23 protein-coding genes are annotated in these 23766 nt (G+C 59.5%); 11 read left to right on the top strand and 12 right to left on the bottom strand.

All coding sequences use genetic code 11. The features are described from left to right. Positions 1 to 73 precede the first annotated feature (73 nt). Positions 74 to 1177 carry an NADH:flavin oxidoreductase gene (locus KGB14_RS10200; protein WP_223486214.1) on the top strand — a complete coding sequence of 368 codons (1104 nt, stop codon included), beginning with the start codon at positions 74 to 76 and terminating at the stop codon, positions 1175 to 1177. Positions 1178 to 1303: 126 nt separating this feature from the next. Here the strand turns inward: KGB14_RS10200 and KGB14_RS10195 are convergent, their stop codons facing one another. Then, the gene (locus KGB14_RS10195) at positions 1304 to 2503 is read right to left on the bottom strand and encodes a glycosyltransferase family 4 protein (protein WP_223486212.1); all 1200 of its coding nucleotides are present in this window, start codon (positions 2501 to 2503) and stop codon (positions 1304 to 1306) included. 40 nt (positions 2504 to 2543) lie between these two features. Next, on the bottom strand, positions 2544 to 3299 hold the full coding sequence (cysZ, locus tag KGB14_RS10190) for a sulfate transporter CysZ (RefSeq protein ID WP_223486210.1): 756 nt from the start codon (positions 3297 to 3299) through the stop codon (positions 2544 to 2546). Positions 3300 to 3614: 315 nt separating this feature from the next. Between cysZ and trxB the strand changes: the two genes are divergently transcribed. Beyond that, entirely contained in the window at positions 3615 to 4571 is a 957-nt protein-coding gene (gene trxB, locus KGB14_RS10185) for a thioredoxin-disulfide reductase (RefSeq protein ID WP_030128629.1), read from the top strand. Between the two features lie 187 nt (positions 4572 to 4758). Here the strand turns inward: trxB and KGB14_RS10180 are convergent, their stop codons facing one another. The 7 genes from KGB14_RS10180 to KGB14_RS10150 form a co-directional block, all read right to left on the bottom strand. Further along, on the bottom strand, positions 4759 to 6009 hold the full coding sequence (locus tag KGB14_RS10180) for an aspartate aminotransferase family protein (RefSeq protein ID WP_223486208.1): 1251 nt from the start codon (positions 6007 to 6009) through the stop codon (positions 4759 to 4761). A 194-nt stretch (positions 6010 to 6203) separates the two neighbouring features. Beyond that, on the bottom strand, positions 6204 to 6542 hold the full coding sequence (locus KGB14_RS10175) for a HopJ type III effector protein (RefSeq protein WP_223486206.1): 339 nt from the start codon (positions 6540 to 6542) through the stop codon (positions 6204 to 6206). Continuing rightward, positions 6535 to 6831: a DUF1244 domain-containing protein gene (locus KGB14_RS10170; protein WP_223486204.1), complete on the bottom strand. Its 297-nt coding sequence runs from the start codon at positions 6829 to 6831 to the stop codon at positions 6535 to 6537. Before KGB14_RS10170 ends, KGB14_RS10175 begins: the two co-directional genes overlap by 8 nt. A gap of 68 nt (positions 6832 to 6899) precedes the next feature. Further along, positions 6900 to 7271: a dihydroneopterin triphosphate 2'-epimerase gene (folX, locus tag KGB14_RS10165; RefSeq protein WP_007942179.1), complete on the bottom strand. Its 372-nt coding sequence runs from the start codon at positions 7269 to 7271 to the stop codon at positions 6900 to 6902. A 2-nt stretch (positions 7272 to 7273) separates the two neighbouring features. Continuing rightward, positions 7274 to 7849: a GTP cyclohydrolase I FolE gene (folE, locus tag KGB14_RS10160; protein ID WP_223486202.1), complete on the bottom strand. Its 576-nt coding sequence runs from the start codon at positions 7847 to 7849 to the stop codon at positions 7274 to 7276. Positions 7850 to 7871: 22 nt separating this feature from the next. Beyond that, positions 7872 to 8582 carry a dihydromonapterin reductase gene (folM, locus tag KGB14_RS10155; RefSeq protein ID WP_223486200.1) on the bottom strand — a complete coding sequence of 237 codons (711 nt, stop codon included), beginning with the start codon at positions 8580 to 8582 and terminating at the stop codon, positions 7872 to 7874. A gap of 157 nt (positions 8583 to 8739) precedes the next feature. Then, a complete protein-coding gene (locus tag KGB14_RS10150) occupies positions 8740 to 9309 on the bottom strand; it encodes an antibiotic biosynthesis monooxygenase (RefSeq protein ID WP_223486198.1) in 570 nt (189 codons plus the stop codon). A gap of 191 nt (positions 9310 to 9500) precedes the next feature. Between KGB14_RS10150 and KGB14_RS10145 the strand changes: the two genes are divergently transcribed. After that, the gene (locus KGB14_RS10145; RefSeq protein ID WP_223486196.1) at positions 9501 to 10466 is read left to right on the top strand and encodes a MerR family transcriptional regulator; all 966 of its coding nucleotides are present in this window, start codon (positions 9501 to 9503) and stop codon (positions 10464 to 10466) included. Between the two features lie 3 nt (positions 10467 to 10469). Here KGB14_RS10145 and KGB14_RS10140 read toward each other — a convergent pair whose 3' ends face one another. After that, the gene (locus KGB14_RS10140) at positions 10470 to 11075 is read right to left on the bottom strand and encodes a hypothetical protein (RefSeq protein WP_223486194.1); all 606 of its coding nucleotides are present in this window, start codon (positions 11073 to 11075) and stop codon (positions 10470 to 10472) included. 54 nt (positions 11076 to 11129) lie between these two features. Continuing rightward, a complete protein-coding gene (locus KGB14_RS10135) occupies positions 11130 to 11606 on the bottom strand; it encodes a PAS domain-containing protein (RefSeq protein WP_223486192.1) in 477 nt (158 codons plus the stop codon). Positions 11607 to 11709: 103 nt separating this feature from the next. On the opposite strand from KGB14_RS10135, the gene KGB14_RS10130 reads away from it, so the two are divergent. The 7 genes from KGB14_RS10130 to KGB14_RS10100 all read left to right on the top strand — a co-directional run bounded on the left by KGB14_RS10130 (position 11710) and on the right by KGB14_RS10100 (position 21490). After that, positions 11710 to 12165 carry a flavodoxin gene (locus tag KGB14_RS10130; RefSeq protein ID WP_223486190.1) on the top strand — a complete coding sequence of 152 codons (456 nt, stop codon included), beginning with the start codon at positions 11710 to 11712 and terminating at the stop codon, positions 12163 to 12165. 184 nt (positions 12166 to 12349) lie between these two features. Then, on the top strand, positions 12350 to 13132 hold the full coding sequence (locus tag KGB14_RS10125; protein WP_223486188.1) for a class II aldolase/adducin family protein: 783 nt from the start codon (positions 12350 to 12352) through the stop codon (positions 13130 to 13132). After that, positions 13133 to 14035 carry an alpha/beta fold hydrolase gene (locus tag KGB14_RS10120; protein WP_223486186.1) on the top strand — a complete coding sequence of 301 codons (903 nt, stop codon included), beginning with the start codon at positions 13133 to 13135 and terminating at the stop codon, positions 14033 to 14035. Positions 14036 to 14145: 110 nt separating this feature from the next. Then, a complete protein-coding gene (locus tag KGB14_RS10115) occupies positions 14146 to 15057 on the top strand; it encodes an SDR family oxidoreductase (RefSeq protein ID WP_223486184.1) in 912 nt (303 codons plus the stop codon). A 549-nt stretch (positions 15058 to 15606) separates the two neighbouring features. Next, positions 15607 to 17400 carry a DUF1302 domain-containing protein gene (locus KGB14_RS10110; RefSeq protein ID WP_223486182.1) on the top strand — a complete coding sequence of 598 codons (1794 nt, stop codon included), beginning with the start codon at positions 15607 to 15609 and terminating at the stop codon, positions 17398 to 17400. 23 nt (positions 17401 to 17423) lie between these two features. Beyond that, positions 17424 to 18791 (top strand): DUF1329 domain-containing protein, encoded by a 1368-nt coding sequence (locus tag KGB14_RS10105; RefSeq protein ID WP_223486180.1) that lies wholly within the window; start codon positions 17424 to 17426, stop codon positions 18789 to 18791. A 140-nt stretch (positions 18792 to 18931) separates the two neighbouring features. After that, entirely contained in the window at positions 18932 to 21490 is a 2559-nt protein-coding gene (locus KGB14_RS10100; protein WP_223486178.1) for a LuxR C-terminal-related transcriptional regulator, read from the top strand. A gap of 14 nt (positions 21491 to 21504) precedes the next feature. Here KGB14_RS10100 and KGB14_RS10095 read toward each other — a convergent pair whose 3' ends face one another. Continuing rightward, positions 21505 to 22296, bottom strand: a complete 792-nt coding sequence (locus KGB14_RS10095; protein WP_223486176.1) for an IclR family transcriptional regulator — start codon at positions 22294 to 22296, stop codon at positions 21505 to 21507. Positions 22297 to 22459: 163 nt separating this feature from the next. Between KGB14_RS10095 and hmgA the strand changes: the two genes are divergently transcribed. Then, entirely contained in the window at positions 22460 to 23764 is a 1305-nt protein-coding gene (gene hmgA, locus KGB14_RS10090; protein WP_223486174.1) for a homogentisate 1,2-dioxygenase, read from the top strand. The last annotated feature ends 2 nt before the right edge of the window (positions 23765 to 23766 follow it).

The raw sequence follows: 23766 nt of genomic DNA, 5'->3' as shown, positions 1-23766 counted from the left end.
CAATAGTGCTGTTCAAGCCTTGCGACTCTCCATATTATCGCCGTCATAAAGTCTATGTCCCGTGGAGCGTCCAATGCCTGTCAAAGCCCTGTTCAAGCCTTTTCACCTCGGCGCCCTTGAACTGCCGACCCGCGTCGTCATGGCGCCGATGACCCGCTCCTTTTCGCCGGGCGGCGTGCCCAATTCCAAAGTGATCGAGTACTACCGTCGTCGCGCCGCTGCCGGGGTGGGCCTGATCATTACCGAAGGCACCACCGTCGGTCACAAGGCTTCCAACGGCTACCCGAACGTGCCGCACTTCTACGGTGAAGCGGCATTGGCCGGCTGGAAGAAAGTCGTCGACGCAGTGCATGCCGAGGGTGGCAGGATCGTTCCGCAACTGTGGCATGTGGGCAGCGTGCGCCGCATCGGCACCGAGCCGGATGCCAGCGTGCCGGGTTATGGTCCGTCGGAAAAATTGAAGGACGGTCAGGTCGTGGTTCACGGCATGACCAAGGACGATATCCGGGACGTGATTGCCGCGTTCGCCCAAGCCGCCAAAGACGCCCAGAGCATCGGCATGGACGGCGTGGAAATCCATGGTGCCCACGGTTATCTGGTGGACCAGTTTTTCTGGGAAGGCAGCAACCAGCGCACTGACGAATACGGTGGCAGCCTGGCCAATCGCTCTCGCTTTGCCATCGAACTGATTCAGGCCGTGCGTGCAGCGGTCGGCGAGGGTTTCCCGATCATCTTCCGTTTCTCCCAATGGAAACAGCAGGACTACACCGCGCGACTGGTGCAGACGCCAGAGGCGTTGGGTGAATTCCTCAAGCCGTTGTCCGACGCCGGCGTGGACATTTTCCACTGCTCGACGCGGCGTTTCTGGGAGCCGGAGTTCGACGGTTCCGAACTGAACCTGGCGGGCTGGACCCGCAAGCTCACCGGCAAACCGACCATCACCGTGGGCAGCGTTGGCCTGGACGGCGAATTCCTGCAGTTCATGGTCAACACCGACAAGATCGCCCAACCGGCCAGTCTGGAAAAACTGCTGGAGCGTTTGAACAACGATGAGTTCGATCTGGTGGCTGTGGGCCGTGCGTTGCTGGTGGACCCGGACTGGGCGCAGAAAGTGCGCGACGGTCGTGAAGAAGACATCCTGCCGTTCAGCCGTGAGGCGTTGATGACGCTGGTTTAAGCGGCGACCAGACTGACGCCTTCGCGAGCAAGCCCGCTCCCACATTCGACCGCATTTCTCTGAGAGAACTCAGTCACCTGTGGGAGCGGGCTTGCTCGCGAAGGCGGACTCAATGTCATTAAGGATTCAGGGCAATGTCTGAGCATCAGGAATCACCTGCTCCCCAACACAAGCCCCCCGTAATTGCCGCTCGAACTGCTCGATGATCGCCGCCCAGCCCTGACGGCTCGCATGTTGGCGCGCATTAAGGCGCACGCAACGCAAGGTTTCGCGCTCCTCCAGCAGCCAACGTGCCGCATCGCAGAACGCCTCTTCATCCCCGGGCATTGCCAGCACGCCGTTGTAGCCATGACGAATATGCTGAGCCGCCGCCGCCTGATCGTACGCCACCACTCCCAGCCCCGAGGCCAAGGCCTCAAGCACCACATTGCCGAAGGTTTCGGTCAGGCTTGGAAACAAAAACACATCCCCCGACGCGTAATGACTGGCCAAAGCTTCGCCGCGTTGTGAGCCGCAGAAAATCGCCTCGGGCAATTCCTTCTCCAGCGTCTCTCTTTGCGGACCGTCACCGACCACAATCAACTTCATTTTTCGTTGTGGATAAGTCACTTTCAGTGCGTCGAAACACCGCTTGAGCAAGCCAAGATTTTTCTCTGGCGCCAGGCGTCCTACATGAATGAGGGCGATATCACCGTCGGCCAAGCCCCATTGCTCACGCAGCGGTTTCAGCGTTTTGGCCGGATGAAACAACTGACTGTCGACACCTCGAGAGAGCAATGCCAGGCGCTCGAAACTGCGGCGCTCCAGCTCCAGTCGCTGGCTGACGCTGGGCACGAGGGTCAGGGTCGAGCGATTGTGAAACCAGCGCAGGTAGTGGGTCAGCAAACGCGTCAGTAACCCGAGCCCGTATTGGCTGGAATACTGCTGAAAGTTGGTGTGAAAGCCGCTGACCACCGAAATCCCCAAGCGACGAGCCGCGCGCAACGCGGACAACCCCAGCGGCCCTTCCGTGGCGATGTAGAGCACATCCGGGCGGTGGCGTTTCCAGCGCCGCAACAGCTTGTGCATTGATGACTGGCCCCATTGCAGGCCGGGGTAACCCGGCAGTGGCCAGCCCCGGCACAACAATAACTCATCGTTGCTGCCTATCAGCTCGTCACAGCCCTGACGTGGCCGCACCAGTTCGACCTGATGCCCACGCGCGCACAGACCGTCGAACAAGCGGCCAAGGGTATTGGCCACGCCGTTGATTTCCGGTGGGAAGGTCTCGGTGATCAGGGTGATATGCAGAGCTGTCGTCATGGCCTCAGCGTAGGCTGAGGTCATGTCTTCATTGTGACGGCTGGGTGATGGATTTATGACGAAGCTAACGGCGTGCCGGCACCAGATTTTCCGCGCCACGTTCCCGCACCCAGAACAACGTCGCCCCAGCCACGGCCGCCGGCATCATCAGAATATTGACCACCGGAATCAGCAGCACCAGATAAACACTGCCGCCGAAACTCATGCTCTGCCAGCGCTTCTGCCGCAGCCAGGCGAGCATTTCGTTCCAGCCCAGTTTGTGGTTGTCCGCCGGGTAGTCGATGTACTGGATCGCCATCATCCACACCCCGAACAGCAGCCACAGCGGCGCGGCGATGATGTTGACCACCGGGATGAACGACAGGATGAACAGCCCGATGGCCCTGGGCAGGAAGTAGCCGAGTTTGCGCATTTCCCGGGTGAGGGTGCGCGGGATCATGGCGATCAGTTCGCCCCAGCTGAAGGTCGGGAAGTCGTCGGTGCCGCGCACCACCACTTCGACTTTCTCCGCGAGGAAGCCATTGAATGGCGCGGCGATAACGTTGGCCAGCATGGTGAAGGTGAAGAACACCATCAGCACCACTAATACGACAAAAATCGGCCAGAGCACGTAGCTCAGAAAGCTCAGCCAATCGGGCAGGGATGGCATCAGCGAATCGACCCACAAACTGAACTGATGGCCAGCCAGATAGATCAATCCGACGAACAGCACCAGGTTGATCGCCAGCGGCAACAACACGAACAAGCGCAGGCTTGGGCTCAGGACCAGCTTGAGGCCCTCGCGCAGGTATTGCGGGCCAGACAGAACAGGGGCGGGCATAACGTGCTCCGAGCAAAAGGTAAACGCGCCGACCTTACCGGCTTTGCCTGACGGGCGAAAGCGCGGTAGCAGCATCGACATTAACTGTAACAAAGGCGTCTATATATTCACGGCTACGGCATAGAGACCGCCTATGAGCTGGATTGTTAAACCGTATTTCCTTAATCTTCGCCCCCTCGATACGCTGCACCCATTCTTTTTACAGGACTGTCGAGCCCAAGCCTTCCCCAAGTGCTTTCAACGGTCCTTTTTTATTCCCGCCGGCAATCCGGCGTTCCGTGCCCAGTGTTTCGGGCCGGTCAACAGGAGCAGGTCATGTCTGAAGTTCGTCATTCGCGAGTGATTATTCTCGGTTCCGGCCCTGCCGGTTACAGCGCCGCTGTCTATGCCGCCCGTGCCAACCTCAAGCCACTGCTGATCACTGGCATGCAGGCTGGCGGTCAACTGACCACCACCACCGAAGTCGACAACTGGCCGGGCGACGTCCACGGCCTGACCGGCCCGGCGCTGATGGAGCGGATGAAAGAGCACGCCGAGCGTTTTGAAACCGAGATCGTGTTTGATCACATCAATGCCGTGGACTTCGCTGCCAAGCCATACACCTTGATTGGCGACAGCGCGACTTACACCTGCGACGCTCTGATCATCGCCACTGGCGCCAGCGCCCGTTACCTGGGCCTGCCATCGGAAGAAACGTTCATGGGCAAAGGCGTTTCGGCCTGCGCGACCTGCGACGGTTTCTTCTATCGCAACAAGCCTGTGGCTGTGGTGGGTGGTGGTAACACTGCTGTGGAAGAAGCCCTGTATCTGGCCAACATCGCCAGCACCGTAACCCTGATCCACCGTCGCGAAACGTTCCGCGCCGAGAAGATCCTGATCGACAAGCTCAATGCCCGGGTTGCCGAAGGCAAGATCATCCTGAAGCTGAACTCGACCCTGGACGAAGTGCTGGGCGACAACATGGGCGTGACCGGTGCTCGCCTGAAGAACAACGATGGCAGCTTCGACGAGCTGAAAGTCGACGGCGTGTTCATCGCCATCGGCCACACCCCGAACACTTCGTTGTTCGAAGGTCAGCTGACGTTGAAAGACGGCTACCTGGTTGTGCAGGGCGGCCGTGATGGCAACGCCACCGCCACCAGTGTCGAAGGTATTTTTGCCGCCGGTGACGTGGCTGACCACGTTTACCGTCAGGCCATTACCTCGGCCGGTGCCGGTTGCATGGCGGCACTGGATGCCGAGCGCTACCTCGATGATCTGCAGAACGCTTGATTCTGATTCTGTAGAAAGCAAAAAACCGGCTTCGGCCGGTTTTTTTGTGCTCACGATTTATTGCCGATCAAAGTATCTGTGGGAGCGAGCCTGCTCGCGATAGCGGTGTATCAGTCACATCAAGATTGAATGGTAAATCGCTATCGCGAGCAGGCTCGCTCTCACATGGACTGTGTGGACTTTGGGATCAGGCCAACTTCTTCAGGCACGCCTCAAGGATATCCAGCCCTTCCTCCAGCACTGCGGCCTCAGTGGTCAATGGCGCCAGCAGCCGAATGATATGGCGCGACTTGCCGCTGGGCATCAGCAGCAAGCCCGAATCTCGCGCCAGGGCCAGTAGCTGCGTCAGTTGTGCCGAGGCAGGTGTGCCGTCGGCGTTGATCAGCTCGATGCCGCGCATTGCACCGACGCCGGTCAAGCGGCCCAGATAGGGTGACAGTTCGCGGGCTCGCCAGGATTCATAACGGCTGACAATCGCTTCTTCCTGTTGCGTGCCCCAGGCGTGCAGGTGTGCATCACTCATTTCGTCCAGTGTCGCCAACGCGGCGGCGCAGGCGATGGGGTTACCCGAATAGGTGCCGCCCAATCCGCCCTTGGGCAAGTTATCGAGCAGCGACTTGCGCCCGACCACCGCACCCAACGGCACGCCGCCGGCAATGCTTTTGCCCAGCAGGATCAGGTCCGGCTCAATGCCCAGTCGCGAGAATGCAAACCGCTGGCCGGTACGGCCGAAGCCGGACTGGATTTCATCGGCGATCAGCAGGATGCCTTTGTCATCACAGAAACGTCGTAGCGCCTGGGCAAACTCCACGTCCATCGCCAGGAAGCCCGCTTCGCCCTGCACCGGTTCGAGGATAAAACAGGCCACGTCATCAACGTCGATCTCGACGCTGAACAGACGGTCCATGGCTTTCAGGGTCTCGGCACAGGTCACGCCGTTGTCTTTGCTGGGGAAGGGCAGATGAAACACCGGCCCCGGCAGCACACCGACTTTCTGTTTGTAGGGCGCGACTTTGCCGTTGAGGTTCAGAGTGGCGAGTGTGCGACCGTGGAAGGCACCGTCGAAGGCGATGACTGCCGTGCGACCGGTGGCGCCACGGACGACCTTCAGGGCGTTTTCCGCCGCTTCCGCGCCGCTGTTGGTGAGCATGCCGCTGACCGGATAGTCCACCGGAATAAACGCCGTCAGGCGATCCATCAGTTCGATGTAGGGCGCATGCGGGGCGGCGTTGAACGCGTAGTGGGTCAGGCGGGTGGCCTGTTCGCGAATGGCCTCGACGATGCGCGGATGGCAATGGCCGAGGTTCAGCACGCCGATCCCACCGACAAAATCGATGTAGCGTTTGCCGTCGGTGTCCCAGACCTCGGCATTTTTGCCGTGGCTGAGCGTGACGGGATGAACGATGTTGATCGACCGACTGATGTTTTCGCTGCTCATGGATACCGGACTCAGAAGAAGGGATGCTTCTTTTTATCTAAGCCGTGAGCAGTGGTACCCGGCAAACGAAATAAAGTTGCCGGGTCAATCTTAAAAGTCGGGATGTGCCGCTAATACCTGTAGGAGCACGGCTTGCCGGCGATGGCGTCCTTGAGATCGCCTTCGCCGGCAAGCCGTGCTCCTACAAAAAGCTTTTAGCGGCGAGTCAGCGGCTGCTGCGCGAACTTCACACCCGCCAACCCATGGGCAATCAGCGCGCGGATATTGCCGTGGTCGCTGCCTTCAGGCGTGGCCACCACCGAACGGTAATGCTCGCCGAACGCCAACAGTGCTTCCTCATCGCTCAGACCTTCCAGCAATGCCAGACCCAAGGTCTTGCACGAACCTTCGTTCTGCCCTGCCGCGTTTTCCACGCCGCCGTTATTGAACGACTGGGGCTGATAGTCGTAACCGGCGGCAATGAACGCCAAGGTGTCGGCGAAAGCATGTTCGCCGCTCTTGAGGCTGGCGCGCAGGGTGTTCAAATTACTCATTGGGTTTTCCTTTGGCGAACGCCGCTTGTTGTTCGGCGCTGGCTTCTTTCTGGTATTGGGCTTTCCACTCGGCGTACGGCATGCCGTAAACCACTTCGCGGGCTTCGTCGAGGCTGACGTCGATCTGGCGTTCGTCGGCGGCGGCCTTGTACCACTTGGACAGGCAGTTACGGCAGAAACCCGAGAGGTTCATCAGGTCGATGTTCTGCACGTCCTTGCGGCTGTCCAGGTGGGCAACCAGCCGGCGAAAGGCGGCGGCTTCAAGTTCCAGGCGTTGTTGATCGTTCATGATGGGCTCTGTGCAATCAAATCGTGGCGCGGATGATAAAAGCCTGGCGAGCGATGCGCCAGACGCGGTCAGCGGCTCGCGGCCAGGGTAATCGATACCGACTCGGCGAAGCGCAAGGCATGGGGTTTGTCGACTTCGACTTCGGCGTACAGCACCGACTCGTTGGCCATGATCAGGTCCAGCAATTCCTGGGTCAGGCGCTCGAGCAGGGCGAAGCGATTGCCCTCCACGTGGGCGATGATCGCCTTGGTGATGGTGCGGTAATTCAATGCGTGATCGATATCGTTGTCACGTACCGCATCCTGGGCGGCGTACAGAATGGTGAGGTTGATCAGCACATCCTGCTTGTTGAGGATTTCATCCTCGTTGATCCCGATGAAAGTTCGCAAACACAGGTCCTTGACCCGGATGCGTGCCATTCCTGGTTGAAGTTGTGGCATTGCTACTTGCTCCGTCCAATCAATTGCAGGAACTCCTGGCGGGTGTTGCTCGACTCGCGGAAGGCGCCGAGCATCACCGAGGTGTTCATGGTCGAATTCTGTTTTTCGACGCCGCGCATCATCATGCACATGTGCTGGGCTTCGATGACCACCGCGACACCGGCGGCGTCGGTCACTTGCTGCACGGCGTCGGCGATTTGCCGGGTGAGGTTTTCCTGGATTTGCAGTCGGCGGGCGAACATGTCCACAAGCCGCGCAATCTTCGACAGGCCCAGCACCTTGCCTGTCGGAATATAAGCCACATGAGCCTTGCCGATGAAGGGCAGCATGTGATGTTCACAGAGCGAGTACAGCTCGATGTTGTCGACAATGATCATTTCATCGTTGTCTGAGGCAAACAGCGCGCCGTTGACGATTTCGTCGACACTTTGCTCGTAACCATGACACAGGTATTGCATCGCCTTGGCGGCGCGCACCGGGGTGTCTTGCAGTCCTTCGCGGTCGGGGTTTTCCCCGAGGCCGATGAGGATCTCGCGATAGCTCTGGGACAGGGTGTTCTGGGGCAGGAATAACGTCATGGGACATCCTCGCGGGAGCGGCTTATTTGACGTGCCGTCCGCCGTTGACGGTCAGGGTCGTGCCGGTGACATAAGGGTTGTCGAGCAAATAGCGCAGGCTCCGGTAGATCACTTCGCTGCCGGGCTCGATGCCCAGTGCCGATTTGGCCAGAACCCTGGCGCGGTACGCCGCGTCGTCGTCGGGATTGAACAGTAGCAGGGCTGGGGCGATACCGTTGACCTTGATGTCGGGCGCGTATTTCGCGGCAAAGGACAGGGTCAGGCTGTCGAGCCCGGCTTTGCTGGCGCAGTAGCCGACATGCTTGCTGCTGCCCTTGCGGGTCACGTCATCGCTGATGTGCACGATGTCGGCGGGGCTCGAGCGTTTGAGCAAGTCGGCACAGTTCAGGTTGATCAGGTAGGGCGCCAGCATGTGCACGCTGAACATGCGGGTGAAGGCTGCGGCTTCGGTGCCCGGGGTTTCGGCCAGCCATTCGGAGGCGTTATGGACAATCGCCCGCAAACGGTCGGTGTGGTTTTTCAGTTCGCCGATGAACGCAAGGATTCCGGCCTCGCTGGAAAAATCCGCAAACACCGCGATCGCCCCCAGATCGCGCAGGGCTTGCACGCCAGGGCGTTCGCTGCGGTAGCTGAAAATCACCGGATGGCCGTCTTCGAGCAAACGCTGCGCACAGTGCAGGCCGACACGCTGGCCGGCACCGGTGATGAGAATGGGGGCTGCGGAGGAGGTCATGAATGGCTCGCGTCGCGGTTAGAGCAAAACTATACCAGCGACGGGAGTTGTTCACCTATGTCCTGTAGGCGCGAGGCTTGCCCGCGAAGGGAACGACTCGGTCTATCTGTCAAACCGCGTCATCGTTCTTCGCGGGCAAGCGTCGCTCCTACAGGGGTTACTGATTTTGGGTGGTGGGTGCTGCGGGCAACGGACGCGCAGAGGCAGTGTGCAGCCAGCCGGCCAGCAGGTGGGTCGACAGCGGGATGAAGAAGTAAACCATCAACGGCGTCAGGCACAGGGTGCTGACGAACACTCGGGTCAGCAACCCTGTCTCAGCCAGTAGCGGCCCCAGAACAAAATTGAACAGCAGGGACACCGGAAAAAACGCCAGCCAGATGGCCACAGCCTGTTTCCAGCGTGGCGGACGTTGGCCGATCGCGCCGAACCAGCCGTCAATGCCGCTGACCCGATGCTCCGAAGGGTGGGCAAACAGATCACTGCCGCGTCCCAGCCAGGCAGTACGCGACGCGGAATGCTCCCAGGCGTGTAACGTCTGCTCGTCGGCGAAGCGGAAGATAATCTGGAATTCGTCATCATCGGGTGGCGGAGCCAGCACGCCGGAGCCGAGATAACCGGGGAAGTCGGTGGCCAGTTGTTCGCCTTCGCGCAACCAGGTGATCAGATCCTGATAACGTCCATCGGCGACGCGACGCGCAACCATCAGCGTGACGGGTGAGGTAGACATTGTGTATCTCCACTTGATTAACGCGTCGCTCCGGGTAGGAGCTTCGCCAGACACAGCGCCGGGGTAGTGGGCTGCGTCTTGGGACAAGCAAGGATTATTCCTGATTCTATCTGGGACGTCAGTGCTAATTAGTTCAACGAAGTGTTGAATGCTACCGGGGCATGAGAGTTAGAATGTAACCAAACATATACATGGACGATCCTGTGCTGACAGACCTTGCACCTGACTTGCCCCTCAGCACCTCCCTGATTCGAGAAGACCTGTTTCCGATTCGTGAGGTGGCGCGTCTGACGGGGGTCAACCCGGTCACGCTGCGCGCCTGGGAGCGACGGTACGGTCTGATACAGCCCACGCGCACCGAAAGTGGGCATCGTTTGTATTCGTTGACCGATATCGAGCGGGTTCGCAGCATCGTTGGCTGGATCGAGCGCGGTGTTGCAGTCAGCAAGGTCGGCAAGATACTGGCCAAGACCGAACCGCTCAAGGTGCTGGTGCAGACCACTGCCAACGAACTCGTTCAGGCTGACTACGACCAATGGCAGCAGCAGGTCAAGGCGGCGGTGAGTGTTTTTGACGAAGTTCAGCTGGAGCAAGTCTACGGTCAGATTTTTTCCAGTTACCCGCTGACGGTGGTGTTTCAGGACATTCTGATTCCGATCTGGAGGCTACTGCTACAACGCCATGAAGCGTTCGGTCAGACCAGCGAGTGGCTTTTTCTGGATGGTTTTCTGCGTTCTCGAGTGTTGCAACGCCTGCTGCTGGTACGTGTCATGCAACCGCGACGAGTGGTTGTCTGCACCCTGGCCGATCAATGTCGTGAACTCGATGTACTGGTCACGGCGCTGTATCTGAGCAGCGTCGATTCGGCTATTCAGCTGTTGGCGATCGGTCAGCCCTTCGACGAGTTGATCCTGGTCTGCGAGAAGATCAAGCCCAAGGCACTGGTGCTGGTTTCCAATCAAGCACCGGCCGCCGAACTGCCTCGACGTTTGAATCGTCTGGCCATGAGCCTGGATTGTCAGGTGTTGCTGGCTGGGGATGCATCGGACCTGGCACAGGAGAGCCTGGCCGGATCGTCGATCGGTTGCCTGGGAAACGAGGGAGTGTTAATGCGCCAGCGTCTGAAACAGTTCCTGGCGGGGAATCTGGATACCTGAGATTCAGATATGCAGTGCGGGATGGGTCAGGCGATGTTGCTGAAGAATGTACTGACGCAGACGTTCGGTTTCATCCTTGTCACTCTGGCTCAACTCATAGGCGTAGAAACCCTGCTCGGTTTCGCGCTCGAAGGTGCCGCGCAACGCAATTCGTTCATAGCCTGACGGGCTGAACCACAGCGCGAAATGTTTTGGTGCCTTGGTCTTGTTACGAACTTCCAGCAAGACCCCTTTGAACGATATTTCATGCACCCACATCGTGCCGGGTTGGCCTTTGGCATTTTCCAGCGCCACGGGTTCTTCGAGCGCCAGACGCCATGGCCGAATCATCGGCCCGTCTTCATAAATGCTGGGGACACCGAGGCGCAGATGCATCGCATGGAATTCATCTTCCACCAGGTGCAGTGGAAAGGTCATTTGCTGATTTTCGAAATTGGCCTGGATGGTGACTTGCTCATGAGCGGCCAGACGTGTGAGCAAGTCACGAATCTGCGAACCGCCGTTGACGAGCAGGCTCGACGTTGCATCCCGCACATTGAGTTGCGGGTTGTGCTGCATGTTCTGGATAAAATCCAGCTCATCCTGGGTCAAGAGTGCATCGCGCTGCATGATTTGCTCGAAAGGAATAATTACAAAGTCATCGGTGATTGTAGTAAATGACCGTTAATTCGCAGATTGGTTTTTGCCGTTCGTCGTTTTGAATGCAATAAGTTCAGCCTGCACCTCGGCCAATTGCGCTTCCAGCTGCGCGACTCGTAGTTGCGCCTTGACCTGAGCCGTGACGTCTTTCTGCACACCGACAAAATAGGTCTGGCCGTCGTGCGGGTTTTTTACCGTGGAAAGCGATAGCTCGTTCCAGAATGGCGTGCCGTCCTTGCGGTAATTCCTGAGGATTTCCCGGCAGGAGCCGCCATTGCTCAGCGCCTGGCGAATTAACGTCAGGGCTGCCTGATCCCTGTCTCCCGCCTGCAAAAAACGGCAATCCTGATAGAGGATTTCTTCGCTGGTGTAGCCCGTCAGGCGTTCGAACGCCGGGTTGACGTAAATCAGGATGTTGTCCTGCTCGCCTTCCTTTTCGGCAATCACGATGCCGTCGTTGGAGGCGTTGATCACCATTTGCAGCAGTTGGGCATTGATCATCGCAGCGTCCTTTGCGTGTTGATTGATGCGCTGCATTCTAAAAGATCAATGAAGGCGGTGCTGTTAATATCTCGATCTTTTACTCAGCTTCAGGATCAGATTGATGAAAGTCGCCATCCTTTCCGGCTCGGTGTACGGCACGGCTGAAGAAGTCGCCCGTCACGCTGCAAGCATTTTGAACGCCGCCGGTTTTGAAACCTGGCACAACCCGCGTGCGACACTCGCCGATGTTCAGGCCTTTGGCCCCGAAGCATTTCTGGCGGTGACCTCAACCACCGGCATGGGCGAGTTGCCGGACAATCTGCAGCCGTTGTATTTCGCCATTCGCGACCAGTTGCCGGCGGCCTGGCGTGGTTTGCCGGGTGCGGTGATCGGTTTGGGCGACGCCAGTTATGGCGATACGTTCTGCGGCGGCGGTGAGCAAATGCGTGAACTGTTTGGCGAACTGGGCGTGCGCGAAGTGCTGCCGATGCTGCGCCTGGACGCCAGCGAAAGCGTGACGCCGGAAACCGACGCCGAGCCTTGGCTGGCGGAACTGGTCAACGTTTTGCGGGGCTGACCGGCCGCTCACGCCTTTATTGGCAGCGATGCTTTGACATGGATCCAGGCTCACCCGCGCACTGACTCGCTCGGCCATCAAGCTGGCTGCCAATGCAACTACACGAAGTCAGGGGGCTGACTAGACTGTTGTAACGTCAGTAAAACAATAAGAACCGAGAAAAATAAAAAACAGAGGTCTTGCCGTGAGCGTTACTCCCGTTCAATCGCCACAGAGTGTAAAAGACCAGGTCAGTGCCGCCGAGTGGCAGACCCGCGTCGACCTGGCTGCCTGTTATCGACTGGTCGCGCTGCACGGTTGGGACGACCTGATCTTCACGCATATTTCGGCGAAGGTGCCGGGCACTGAAGATTTTCTGATCAACCCGTTCGGGCTGATGTTCCATGAAATCACTGCGTCAAGCCTGGTCAAGGTCGATCAAGCCGGCAACAAGTTGATGGACAGTCCCTACGAGATCAACCCGGCGGGTTACACCATTCACAGCGCCGTGCATGAAGCCCGCCATGACGTCGTGTGTGTGCTGCACACCCATACGGCGGCGGGGGTGGCGGTTTCAGCGCAGAAGCAGGGCATCTTGCCTATCAGTCAGCAGTCCTTGTTCGTCTTGTCGAGCCTGGCTTATCACGCCTACGAAGGCGTTGCGCTGAACCATGAAGAGAAGGCGCGGCTGCAAGCCGATCTTGGAGAAAACAACTTCCTGATGCTGCACAACCACGGTCTGCTGACCTGTGGCGGCACCATCGCCGACACGTTCCTGATGATGTTCACCTTCCAGCGCGCCTGCGAGATTCAGGTGCTGGCGCAGAACGGTGGCGCAGAACTGATCGCCATCGAACCGCAGATTCTGGCGGGTGCCAAGGCGATGATTGCCGGTGTCACCAAAAGTGCTCAAGGCATGGGTGGCGCGCTGGCCTGGCCGGCGCTGCTGCGCAAACTCGATAAACAAGACCCGGGTTATAAACTCTAAATGGCACTCGCCGAGATCCCGTTGTGTGTCTGGCGCAAACGCGGCCAGACCTTCATATTTCGCGGTCAGACCATCCGCTATTGGACAGCGGGGCAGGGCGAGCCGCTGTTGCTGATTCATGGCTTCCCGACCGCCAGTTGGGACTGGCATTACCTGTGGCAGCCGCTGGCGCAGCGCTATCGGGTGATTGCCTGTGACATGCTCGGTTTCGGCGATTCGGCCAAGCCGGTGAATCATGACTACAGCCTGCTGGAACAGGCCGATTTGCAACAAGCGTTACTGGCGCATCTCAATGTTGAGCAACCGCTGCATGTGTTGGCACACGATTATGGCGACAGCGTGGCCCAGGAACTGTTGGCCCGGCACTACGAAGCGCGTATTCACGTCGCCAGTTGCGTGTTCCTCAATGGCGGTCTGTTTCCCGAAACCCATCGCCCGGTGTTGATACAGAAACTGCTGCTCAGCCCCTTGGGCTGGGTGATCGGGCGAGCCTTTAACCGTGATGGTCTGGTAAAGAGTTTCCAGCAAATCTTCGGTCCGCAGACCCGGCCCACGGAAAGTGAACTGGATGATTTCTGGAGCCTGGTCGACAGCAATCACGGGCAACGGATCATGCACAAGTTGATCAGCTATATCCCGCAGCGGCGTGTCCAGCGTGAGCGCTGGGTCGGTGCCATGCAGCGCGGCGAAGTGCCGCTGCGAGTCATCGATGGCGAGGTCGACCCGGTTTCCGGCGCGCACATGGTGGCGCGCTATCGGCAACTGATTCCCGCTCCGGACACCGTCCTGCTGCACGAGATTGGCCACTACCCACAGATCGAAGCGCCGGCGCAGGTGCTCGAGCACTATCTGGAATTCCGTGATCGACTGGTGTCCCCGCCGCTCAAAGTGGCGTGTTCCTGACTATCCCGCTGTCTTATTGCGCACCATTCAGCTTTACCCGTGTTTATTGTGACCGGCAGCTCCGTGCCTGACACTCGGCTCCATTGTTCCCTGGCCTGCTGGAGTTCTCCATGAATGAGTCTGTGCGCTTCGAAAATAAAGTGGTGATCGTCACCGGTGCGGGCGGCGGCTTGGGGCGGGCGCATGCGTTGCTGTTCGCCAGACAGGGCGCCAAAGTGCTGGTCAATGATCTCGGCGGCTCGGCTCAAGGTGAAGGCGCCAACGCTTCGGCGGCCGATCGCGTGGTGGCGGAAATTCGTGAAGCGGGCGGTACCGCCGAGGCGAACCATGACTCCGTCACCGACGGTGACAAAATCGTCCAGAATGCCCTCGACACATTCGGCCGTGTCGATGTTGTGGTGAACAACGCCGGCATTCTGCGGGACAAGACCTTTCACAAAATGGACGACAGCGACTGGGACCTGGTTTACCGCGTCCACGTCGAGGGCGCCTACAAGGTCACCCGCGCCGCCTGGCCACACCTGCGCGAGCAAAACTATGGTCGTGTGATTTTCACCGCGTCGACCTCGGGTATTTACGGCAACTTCGGCCAGTCCAATTACGGCATGGCCAAACTCGGTCTCTATGGCCTGACCCGCACACTGGCCATCGAAGGCCGCAAACACAACATCCTGGTCAACGCCATCGCCCCGACCGGTGGCACCCGCATGACCGAAGGCCTGATCCCGCCGCAAGTGTTCGAACAACTCAAACCGGAACTGGTCAGCCCGCTGGTGGTGTACCTGGCCAGCGAGCATTGCCAGGAAACGTCCGGGCTGTTCGAAGTGGGTGGCGGCTGGATGGGCAAGGTGCGCTGGGAGCGCAGCCTGGGCGCCGGGTTTGATCCGCGGGTGGGGTTCTCACCGGAAGATGTCGCGGCACATTGGCAGCAGATTTGTGATTTCGAAGGCGCGGCGCATCCGAAGGACAATATTGAGGCGTTGAAGGAAATGATGGAGAACTTGCAGAAGTATTCCATCTGATTGCGCGACATCCTGCCATCTGCCCCGTGAAGACTTTCCCCTAAAACCTTTCGCCCATAAAAAAGGCCGCTGCAAACGCAGCGGCCAAAGCAAGACGTGGATCAAGGAGCAATAGATCAACGTCAGTGAACACGGGGCGATGAGTCGAAAAATACGCTTCAAATCATCTGGATGCTGTTGCCGATGGGGCATGTCTATCATCCCCATCGCTTCGTGCTTTCGGCCGTTTGCCGTGAAAGCCCGGCAAGAATAAGGCCTTGAGTACAAAGGAAAAATAGCGATTCCAGACATGCACTGTTGCAGGCTGAGCAACAGTCTCGGGTTGACCCCTGCAGCAGCCTTCGGCAGCAGCTACACCCCCCGGCTTCAGCCTGTCCCATGCGTTGCATTGATAACCCCCCATCCAGCTCATCCATGCCCCGCGCAAACCCCCGTCCCATGCGGGCATTCATCCTTTAGAGGTACACCACGAATACCTCCTTGGTGCGCTTATCGCTCTCTGCGTGCGGCAGTAGGGTGGGGCCTTCTGTCACTCACCGGGGAAGACGCATGACAAAAACAACAATGCGCGCCATCTTCAAACCGCAGGCGCTGGCCGCTGCGGTGGCCTTGGGTTGCTGTGCCCAGGCGCAGGCTGTTTCATTCAACATCGGCGAAATCGAGGGGCAGTTCGATTCTTCGTTGTCCGTCGGCGCGAGCTGGGGCATGCGCGATGCCGACAAGTCTCTGGTGGGCACCGTCAACGGCGGCACCGGCCAGTCTTCGACCGGTGATGACGGACGCCTGAACTTCAAGAAAGGCGAGACCTTTTCCAAGATCTTCAAAGGCATCCACGACCTCGAATTGAAGTACGGCGACACCGGTGTGTTCGTCCGTGGCAAGTACTGGTACGACTTCGAACTGAAGGACGAAGACCGCGAGTTCAAGCAGATCAGCGACAACGGTCGCAAAGAGGGCGCCAAGTCTTCGGGCGCGCAGATCCTCGATGCGTTTATCTATCACAACTATTCGATTGCCGATCTGCCGGGCACCGTGCGTGCCGGCAAGCAGGTGGTCAGCTGGGGTGAAAGTACCTTCATCGGCAACTCGATCAACAGCATCAACCCGGTCGACGTTTCCGCGTTCCGGCGTCCTGGCGCGGAGATCAAGGAAGGCCTGATTCCGGTGAACATGTTGTTCGCCTCCCAGGGCCTGACCGATCAGCTCACGGTGGAAGGCTTCTACCAACTGGAGTGGGATCAGACCGTTCTCGACAACTGCGGCACCTTTTTCGGCGTCGATGTGGCGGCGGATGGCTGCAACACCGGTTACACCGTCGGCAGCCCGGCGATTGCCCCGTTGGCGCCACTGGCGGCAGCCTTTGGCCAACCTATCCAGGTCACCCGTGAGGGTGTGATCGTGCCCCGTGGTGGCGACCGTGATGCACGGGACTCGGGGCAATGGGGCACGGCCTTGCGCTGGCTCGGTGACGACACCGAATACGGCCTCTACTTCATGAACTACCACAGTCGCACACCGACCGTCGGCACCACCACCGCCGGGTTGTCGACGCTGGCCAGCCTGCCGGGCATGGTCAGCACCGCCAACCGTCTGGCGCCGGGCAGCGGTTCGGGTCTGGCCCAAAGCGTGATGCTCGGGCGCGGCCAGTACTACCTCGAATACCCGGAAGACATTCGCCTGTACGGTGCGAGTTTCTCCACCACCCTGCCCACCGGTACGGCGTGGACTGGCGAAATCAGCTACCGGCCCAACGCTCCGGTGCAGGTCAACACCAACGACCTGACCCTGGCATTGCTTAACCCGATCGCCGGCGGCGCCGCATCGCCCGTCGCGACCCGGCCAGGTGCCGACAACACCGGTTACCGCCGCAAGGAAATCACCCAGGTGCAAAGCACCCTGACGCACTTCTTCGATCAGGTGCTGGGCGCCCAGCGCTTGACCCTGGTCGGTGAAGCAGCTGTGGTGCGGGTCGGTGGTCTGGAGTCGAAAACCAAACTGCGTTATGGCCGTGACTCGGTCTACGGCCAGTATGGTTTCGGTGGCGACACCGACGGCTTCGTCACCTCAACGTCCTGGGGCTACCGCGCCCGGGCGATCCTCGACTACGCCAACGTGATTGGCGGGATCAACCTCAAACCCAACCTGTCCTGGTCCCATGACGTCAGCGGTTACGGCCCCAACGGCCTGTTCAACGAAGGCGCCAAGGCCATCAGCGTCGGCGTCGATGCCGACTACCGCAACACCTATACCGCGAGCTTGAGTTACACCGACTTTTTCGGCGGGGACTACAACACCCTGACTGACCGCGACTTCGTGGCCTTGAGCTTCGGCGTGAACTTCTGATCTGGCTGAGAAGGATGATTTAAATGCGCAAGATGATTCTGCAATGCGGCGCCCTGGCCCTGAGCCTGCTGGCGGCCAACGTGATGGCGGCGGTCTCGCCGCAAGAAGCCGAAAAGCTCGGCACCACACTCACGCCGCTGGGCGCCGAGAAGGCCGGCAACGCCGATGGCTCGATCCCGGCGTGGACCGGCGGCATCCCGAAAAACGCCGGCGCCGTCGACAGCAAAGGCTTCCTCGCCGACCCGTTCGCCAGTGAAAAACCACTGTTCACCATCACCGCCGCGACGGTCGACAAGTACAAGGACAAGCTCTCGGATGGCCAGGTGGCGATGTTCAAGCGCTACCCGCAAACCTACAAGATCCCGGTCTACCCGACCCACCGCACCGTGGCCGTGCCGCCGGAAATCTACGAGTCGGCCAAGCGCAGCGCGCTGAATGTGAACAGCATCAACGACGGTAACGGCTTGGCCAATTTCACCGGCAATCGCTATTACGCATTCCCGATTCCGAAGAATGGCGTTGAGGTGCTGTGGAACCACATCACCCGTTACCACGGCGGCAACCTGCGACGCATCATTACCCAGGTGACCCCGCAAACCAACGGCAGCTACACACCGATCCGTTTCGAGGAAGAGATCGCCGTACCGCAACTGATGAAGGACCTGGACCCGGAAAAAGCCGCCAACGTGCTGACCTTCTTCAAGCAGTCGGTGACCGCGCCGGCGCGGTTGGCGGGCAACGTATTGTTGGTGCACGAAACCCTCGACCAGGTGAAAGAGCCGCGTCTGGCGTGGATCTACAATGCCGGTCAGCGCCGGGTCCGTCGCGCGCCGCAAGTGGCCTATGACGGGCCGGGCACCGCTGCCGATGGTCTGCGCACGTCGGATAACTTCGACATGTTCTCCGGTGCGCCGGATCGCTACGACTGGAAACTGATCGGCAAAAAGGAAATGTACATTCCCTACAACAGCTACAAACTCGACTCGCCAAGCCTCAAGTACGATGACGTGGTGAAAGCCGGGCACATCAACCAGGACCTGACCCGTTACGAGTTGCACCGGGTCTGGGAAGTGGTCGGCACGGTCAAGCCGAGCGAGCGACACATCTACGCCAAACGCCACATGTACCTCGACGAAGACAGCTGGCAAGTGGCGTTGGTGGATCACTACGACGGTCGCGGTCAACTGTGGCGAGTGGCTGAAGGTCACGCTCAGTATTACTACGATCACCAGACGCCGGCCTACACCCTCGAGGCGCTCTACGACATCATTGCCGGCCGATACATTGCCCTGGGAATGAAGAACGAAGAGAAGCACAGCTTCGAATTCGGCTTCGATGCCAAGGCTGCCGACTACACCCCGTCGGCCTTGCGCACCGAGGGTGTTCGGTAAGGGTTTTGATACATGGGCAGCACGAGAGGCGACCCGCGGGTCGCCTTTTTTATGGGCGCCAATCAGCGTCCTGAATACTTCTCAACAAGCGGGTTGGAGAGGGCTAGGGTGGCCGGACAATTATAAAAAGGCACGCCGCAATGACCGCCATGACTCCGTGTCTGGACCGTTCTGGATTCCTGCCCCGTCTGTCCTCTCATCACCTGTCGCGGGCTCGCTTGAGTGAGCCGTTACTGGCTTCCACGGCACGGGTCAAATTGCTCTGCGCTCCGGCTGGCAGTGGCAAGAGTTCGCTGCTCGCCGAGTGCCTGTTGCAGGCACCCAGCCAGTGCCGGGTGCATTGGCTGCCCTTGTCTGGCGTGGCGTCGAGCGCGGCTGATTTTCGTCAGCGCCTGGCAGAGACGTTGGGGCTGGCCTCCTCGGACGAAGCCGGGTTGCTTGGGTATCTCGCCCGATTGCAGACACCGACCTGGCTGTTTCTCGACGACTATTGCCGCCTCCCGAACCCGGAACTGGACCAGCTTCTGGATCGCGTGCTGACAATCGGCAGTCCGATGCTCACCTGGTGGATAGGCGCTCGTCGCCGACCGCAATGCAACTGGCCAAGGTTGCTGCTCGATGACGAGTTGTACGACTGCGAAAGCGCTTCGCTGGCGTTCACTTCAGGTGAGGTCGAGCAGATAGTGCAGCCCTGGGTACCGGAGCAGGCCAGTAAGGTGGCCAGTCGGATCATCCAGCGCACCGGCGGCTGGTGTGCCGGTGTGCGGATTGCATTGCTGCAAAAGTGCGACTGGTCGCGTCAGGACAAACCCATGGGACGGGCGGACACCTTGCTCGATTACCTGGAGCATGAATTATTCAGCTCGCTGACGCCTGAGTTGAGTGAGGTTTGGCGCGTGCTGGCCCACTTGCCACGCTTCAATGCCCGGCTGTGCGATCACCTGTTTGGAACGGGGGAGGGCGCGCAGTACCTGAAGACATTGCAAGTGCTGGGCTGCTTTATCGAACCTTGGCGGGACTCCACCGACTGGCTGCAGATTTTCACCCCGTTCACTCAGTTGTTGCGCGATGAGCCATGGCCGGCAGGACGCTCCTGGCATCGCCGTGCCTGCCAATGGTTCTGTGCCGAACAGGATTGGAAGTTGGCCTTCGAACAGGCATTGCTGGCCGAGGAATACGAAGTGGCGGTCAGCCTGTTGCAGCACTTCAGTTTCGAGCAGTTGTTCGAAGAGCAGACGGTGGTGCTGTTGCTGCGTTTGCATGAGCAGCAAGGCGAGGAACTGACGTTGGGCAGTCCGCAGTTGGTCGGATTGCTGACAGCCGCTCTGTTGTTCGCCGGACGTTTTGAACAAGCGACCCTGTGCATCGCTCATTTGGCGAATTTCACCCCTCAACCCTCGGCGGTACTCCAGCGTCAATTGATTGGACGCTGGCAGTCTCTGCAGGGTTGGTTACTGCATTTGCAAGGGCAAATGGAGACTTCACGCGCGCACTTTCTTGAAGCCTTGAGCGCGCTCGATCCCCAATGCTGGACGGCGCGGCTGATGTGTTTGTCGGGGCTGACGCAACAAGCCTTGCTAAGGGGCGAACTCGACGTGGCGCATGCCCATAACCGCGAGGCTTTGTGCCTGGCGCGGGGACAAGGTTCGCTGGTGTTCGAGGGGTTGATGGAACTCGATCATGCACAATTGCTGGAACAACGGGGCGCGGCGATGCGGGCCGAAAGTCTGCTCTGCAACATTGATGAATTGCTCCGTCAGCGCTCGGATCCACCGACACCGCTGCTGGGGCGAATTGCGTTGCGCCGAGGGCGGTTGGCCTTGTGCCAGGGCGCAGACGAGCGCGCTGCCGAGTTCTTTCAGGCAGGCTTGGACGATTGCTTGCGCAACCACGACAAGCGCGTGCTGTATGGGTTTCTCGGTCAGGCGCAACTGGCTGCAAACAAGGGTGATTACGCCCAGGCGTTTGTCCGGTTGCGCGACGCAGAACGTTTGATGCAACAACGGCACATCCCCGACACCGTCTACCGCAGCGCTCTGTTGCAAGTCAGCAGCCATTTCTGGTTGCAACAAGGTCGCCCGGAATTGGCGCATGAGGCATTGAGCCGAGTGCTCAAGCACTACCGGGGACCTGGGGCGCGGCAAGCACCACCGGCGACCCTGGAATTGATTCCGCGGATCGAGTACTTGTTGATACTGGCCGAGGTTCAGAGCGGGCAGGCCAATGCCCAGGCGCTGGCCTCTCTTCAGTCATTGTTGGCGCATGCCCGGGAACATGGGATGCATGCGCTCAATACCGAACTGCAATTGGCCATGGCCGAAGTGCTATGGCTCAGTGGCGACACCCTGCAGGCCACTGAGGTATTGCGTGAAGGCCTGCGCATGGTCGCTCGTTTTCAGGGGCATCAGGTGTTGCACGAGTTACGCCTGCGTCAGGCGCCATTGCTCGAGGCATTGACCGGGTTGGGGGCGCCCGCTGGAAGTGATGTCACCCCGCAACAGTCCAATCCACTGAGTCAGCGTGAACTGGAAGTGCTGAAGTTGATTGCCCTCGGTAATTCCAATCAGCAGATTGCCGAGACGCTGTTCATTTCATTACATACGGTGAAAACCCATGCCCGACGAATACATGGAAAGTTGGGGGTCGAGCGCAGAACCCAGGCGGTAGCCAAAGCCAAGTTGTTGGGACTGTGGGGCTAACGTGTAAGACGTGGCTAGCGACTGGCGTCTTCGCTCTGATAACCCATCCGCCAACTCACGGCCCGGGTCGCCGCCAGCAAACGCTGCGCCGCCGGGCCGTTTTCATCGGCATGGAATAACGAGGTCGGGCCGACGATGGTCATCACCGCCGCCACCTGGCCGACCGCATTGAACACCGGTGCCGACAACGCATCCACGCCGGGCATCAGCAAACCGTGAACATGGTGCAGGCCGCGTTCGCGAATCTGCTCGCACAATGTGGCGTAGGTTTGCTCATCAGCCAATGGATGAACGTCGGTGGCGCGGACCTCGAGATCGCGCAACTCATCGGTTTCGCGGTGAGGCAAATAGGCACTGAACACCAGCCCTGTCGACGAACTGAGCAAGGGTAAAACCGATCCCAATTGCGTGACCACCGTCACCGCCCGCACCGCCGGTTCGATGTGCACCACCGTCGCGCCCTGATTGCCCCACACCGCCAGAAAGCAGGTTTCGTTCAGTTCATCACGCAACTCGGCCAAGGGCAGGGCGGCGACTTTCAGCACGTCCATACTGTTCAGGGCAGCCAGACCGACCCGAAGCGCTTCACGACCGAGGCCGTAATGGTTGGTGGCGGTGTTCTGCTCAGCAAAACCGCTGGCGATCAATGCCTGCAAATAGCGGTGAACCTTGCTCGCCGGCATCTGCACGTGTTCGGCCAGGCGCGACAACGAGGTCGAGGGCGACAGTTCGGCAAGCGCCTTGAGGATGTCGGTGCCGACCTCGGCCGAGCGGACTTTCTGTTTACCGTTGCTTTCGCTGGTCATGAGGCGGTGTGATCCCGGGACGAATGGGCGTCTTTATAGCTTGACGGTCAATACCAATCAAATTACGTTATGCGTAATTGAATTACGATAAAAATAACCCGGCATGTCTGGACCTCTTCAGCAGAGCGACAGGCCATTGCCCACTCCCCGTTCAGGAGGCTCCATGAACCTCGATTCAACGGCGCCAGCGCTGGCTTACCAGTCAGGCTTTGGCAACGAATTCAGCAGCGAAGCGTTGCCCGGCGCACTGCCCGTCGGCCAGAACTCCCCACAAAAAGCGCCTTACGGCCTGTACACCGAATTGTTCTCCGGTACGGCCTTCACCATGCCTCGCAGCGAAGCGCGGCGGACCTGGATGTACCGCATTCAGCCGTCGGCCAATCACCCGGCATTCGTGAAGCTGGATCGGCAACTGGCCGGCGGCCCATTGGGTGACGTCACCCCCAATCGCCTGCGCTGGAACCCCTTGGACATCCCGACCGAGCCCACCGATTTCATCGACGGGCTGGTGAGCATGGCCGCCAATTCGGGCGCGGAAAAACCGTCCGGGATCAGCATCTATAACTACAGCGCCAACCGTTCCATGGAACGGGTGTTTTTCAACGCTGACGGCGAACTGCTGCTGGTGCCGGAACTGGGGCGCCTGCGCATCGCCACCGAACTGGGCGTGCTGGAGCTGGAGCCGCTGGAAATCGCCGTCCTGCCTCGCGGGTTGAAATTCCGTGTCGAACTGCTTGATCCGCAAGCCCGCGGCTACATGGCCGAAAACCACGGCGCGCCATTGCGCCTGCCGGATCTGGGGCCGATTGGCAGCAACGGCCTGGCCAACGCTCGCGACTTCCTGACGCCAGTGGCCCATTACGAACACCTCAAGCAACCGACCACCCTGGTACAGAAATTCCTCGGCCAGTTGTGGGGTTGCGAACTTGATCATTCGCCACTGAACGTGGTCGCCTGGCACGGCAATAACGTGCCGTACAAATATGACCTGCGCCGTTTCAACACCATCGGCACGGTCAGTTTCGATCACCCGGACCCATCGATTTTCACCGTCCTGACCTCGCCGACCAGCGTGCACGGTCTGGCTAACCTCGACTTCGTGATCTTCCCGCCACGCTGGATGGTGGCCGAGAAGACGTTCCGTCCGCCGTGGTTCCACCGCAACCTGATGAATGAATACATGGGCCTGATCCAGGGCGAATACGATGCCAAGGCCGAAGGTTTCGTGCCTGGCGGCGCCTCGTTGCACAGCTGCATGAGCGCCCACGGCCCCGACGGCGAGACCTGCACCAAGGCGATCAACGCGGAACTGGCCCCGGCTAAAATCGACAACACCATGGCCTTCATGTTCGAGACCAGCCAGGTGTTGCGCCCGAGCCGATTCGCTCTGGATTGCCCGCAACTGCAAAACAATTACGACGCCTGCTGGGCCACGTTGCCCACCACTTTCGACCCGACCCGGAGATAACC

The sequence above is a fragment of the Pseudomonas sp. A-RE-19 genome, assembly GCF_019956555.1.
Lineage (GTDB): Bacteria > Pseudomonadota > Gammaproteobacteria > Pseudomonadales > Pseudomonadaceae > Aquipseudomonas.
The sequence above is the reverse complement of the archived record's forward strand: the minus strand, read 5'-3'. Positions and strand labels throughout refer to the sequence as shown.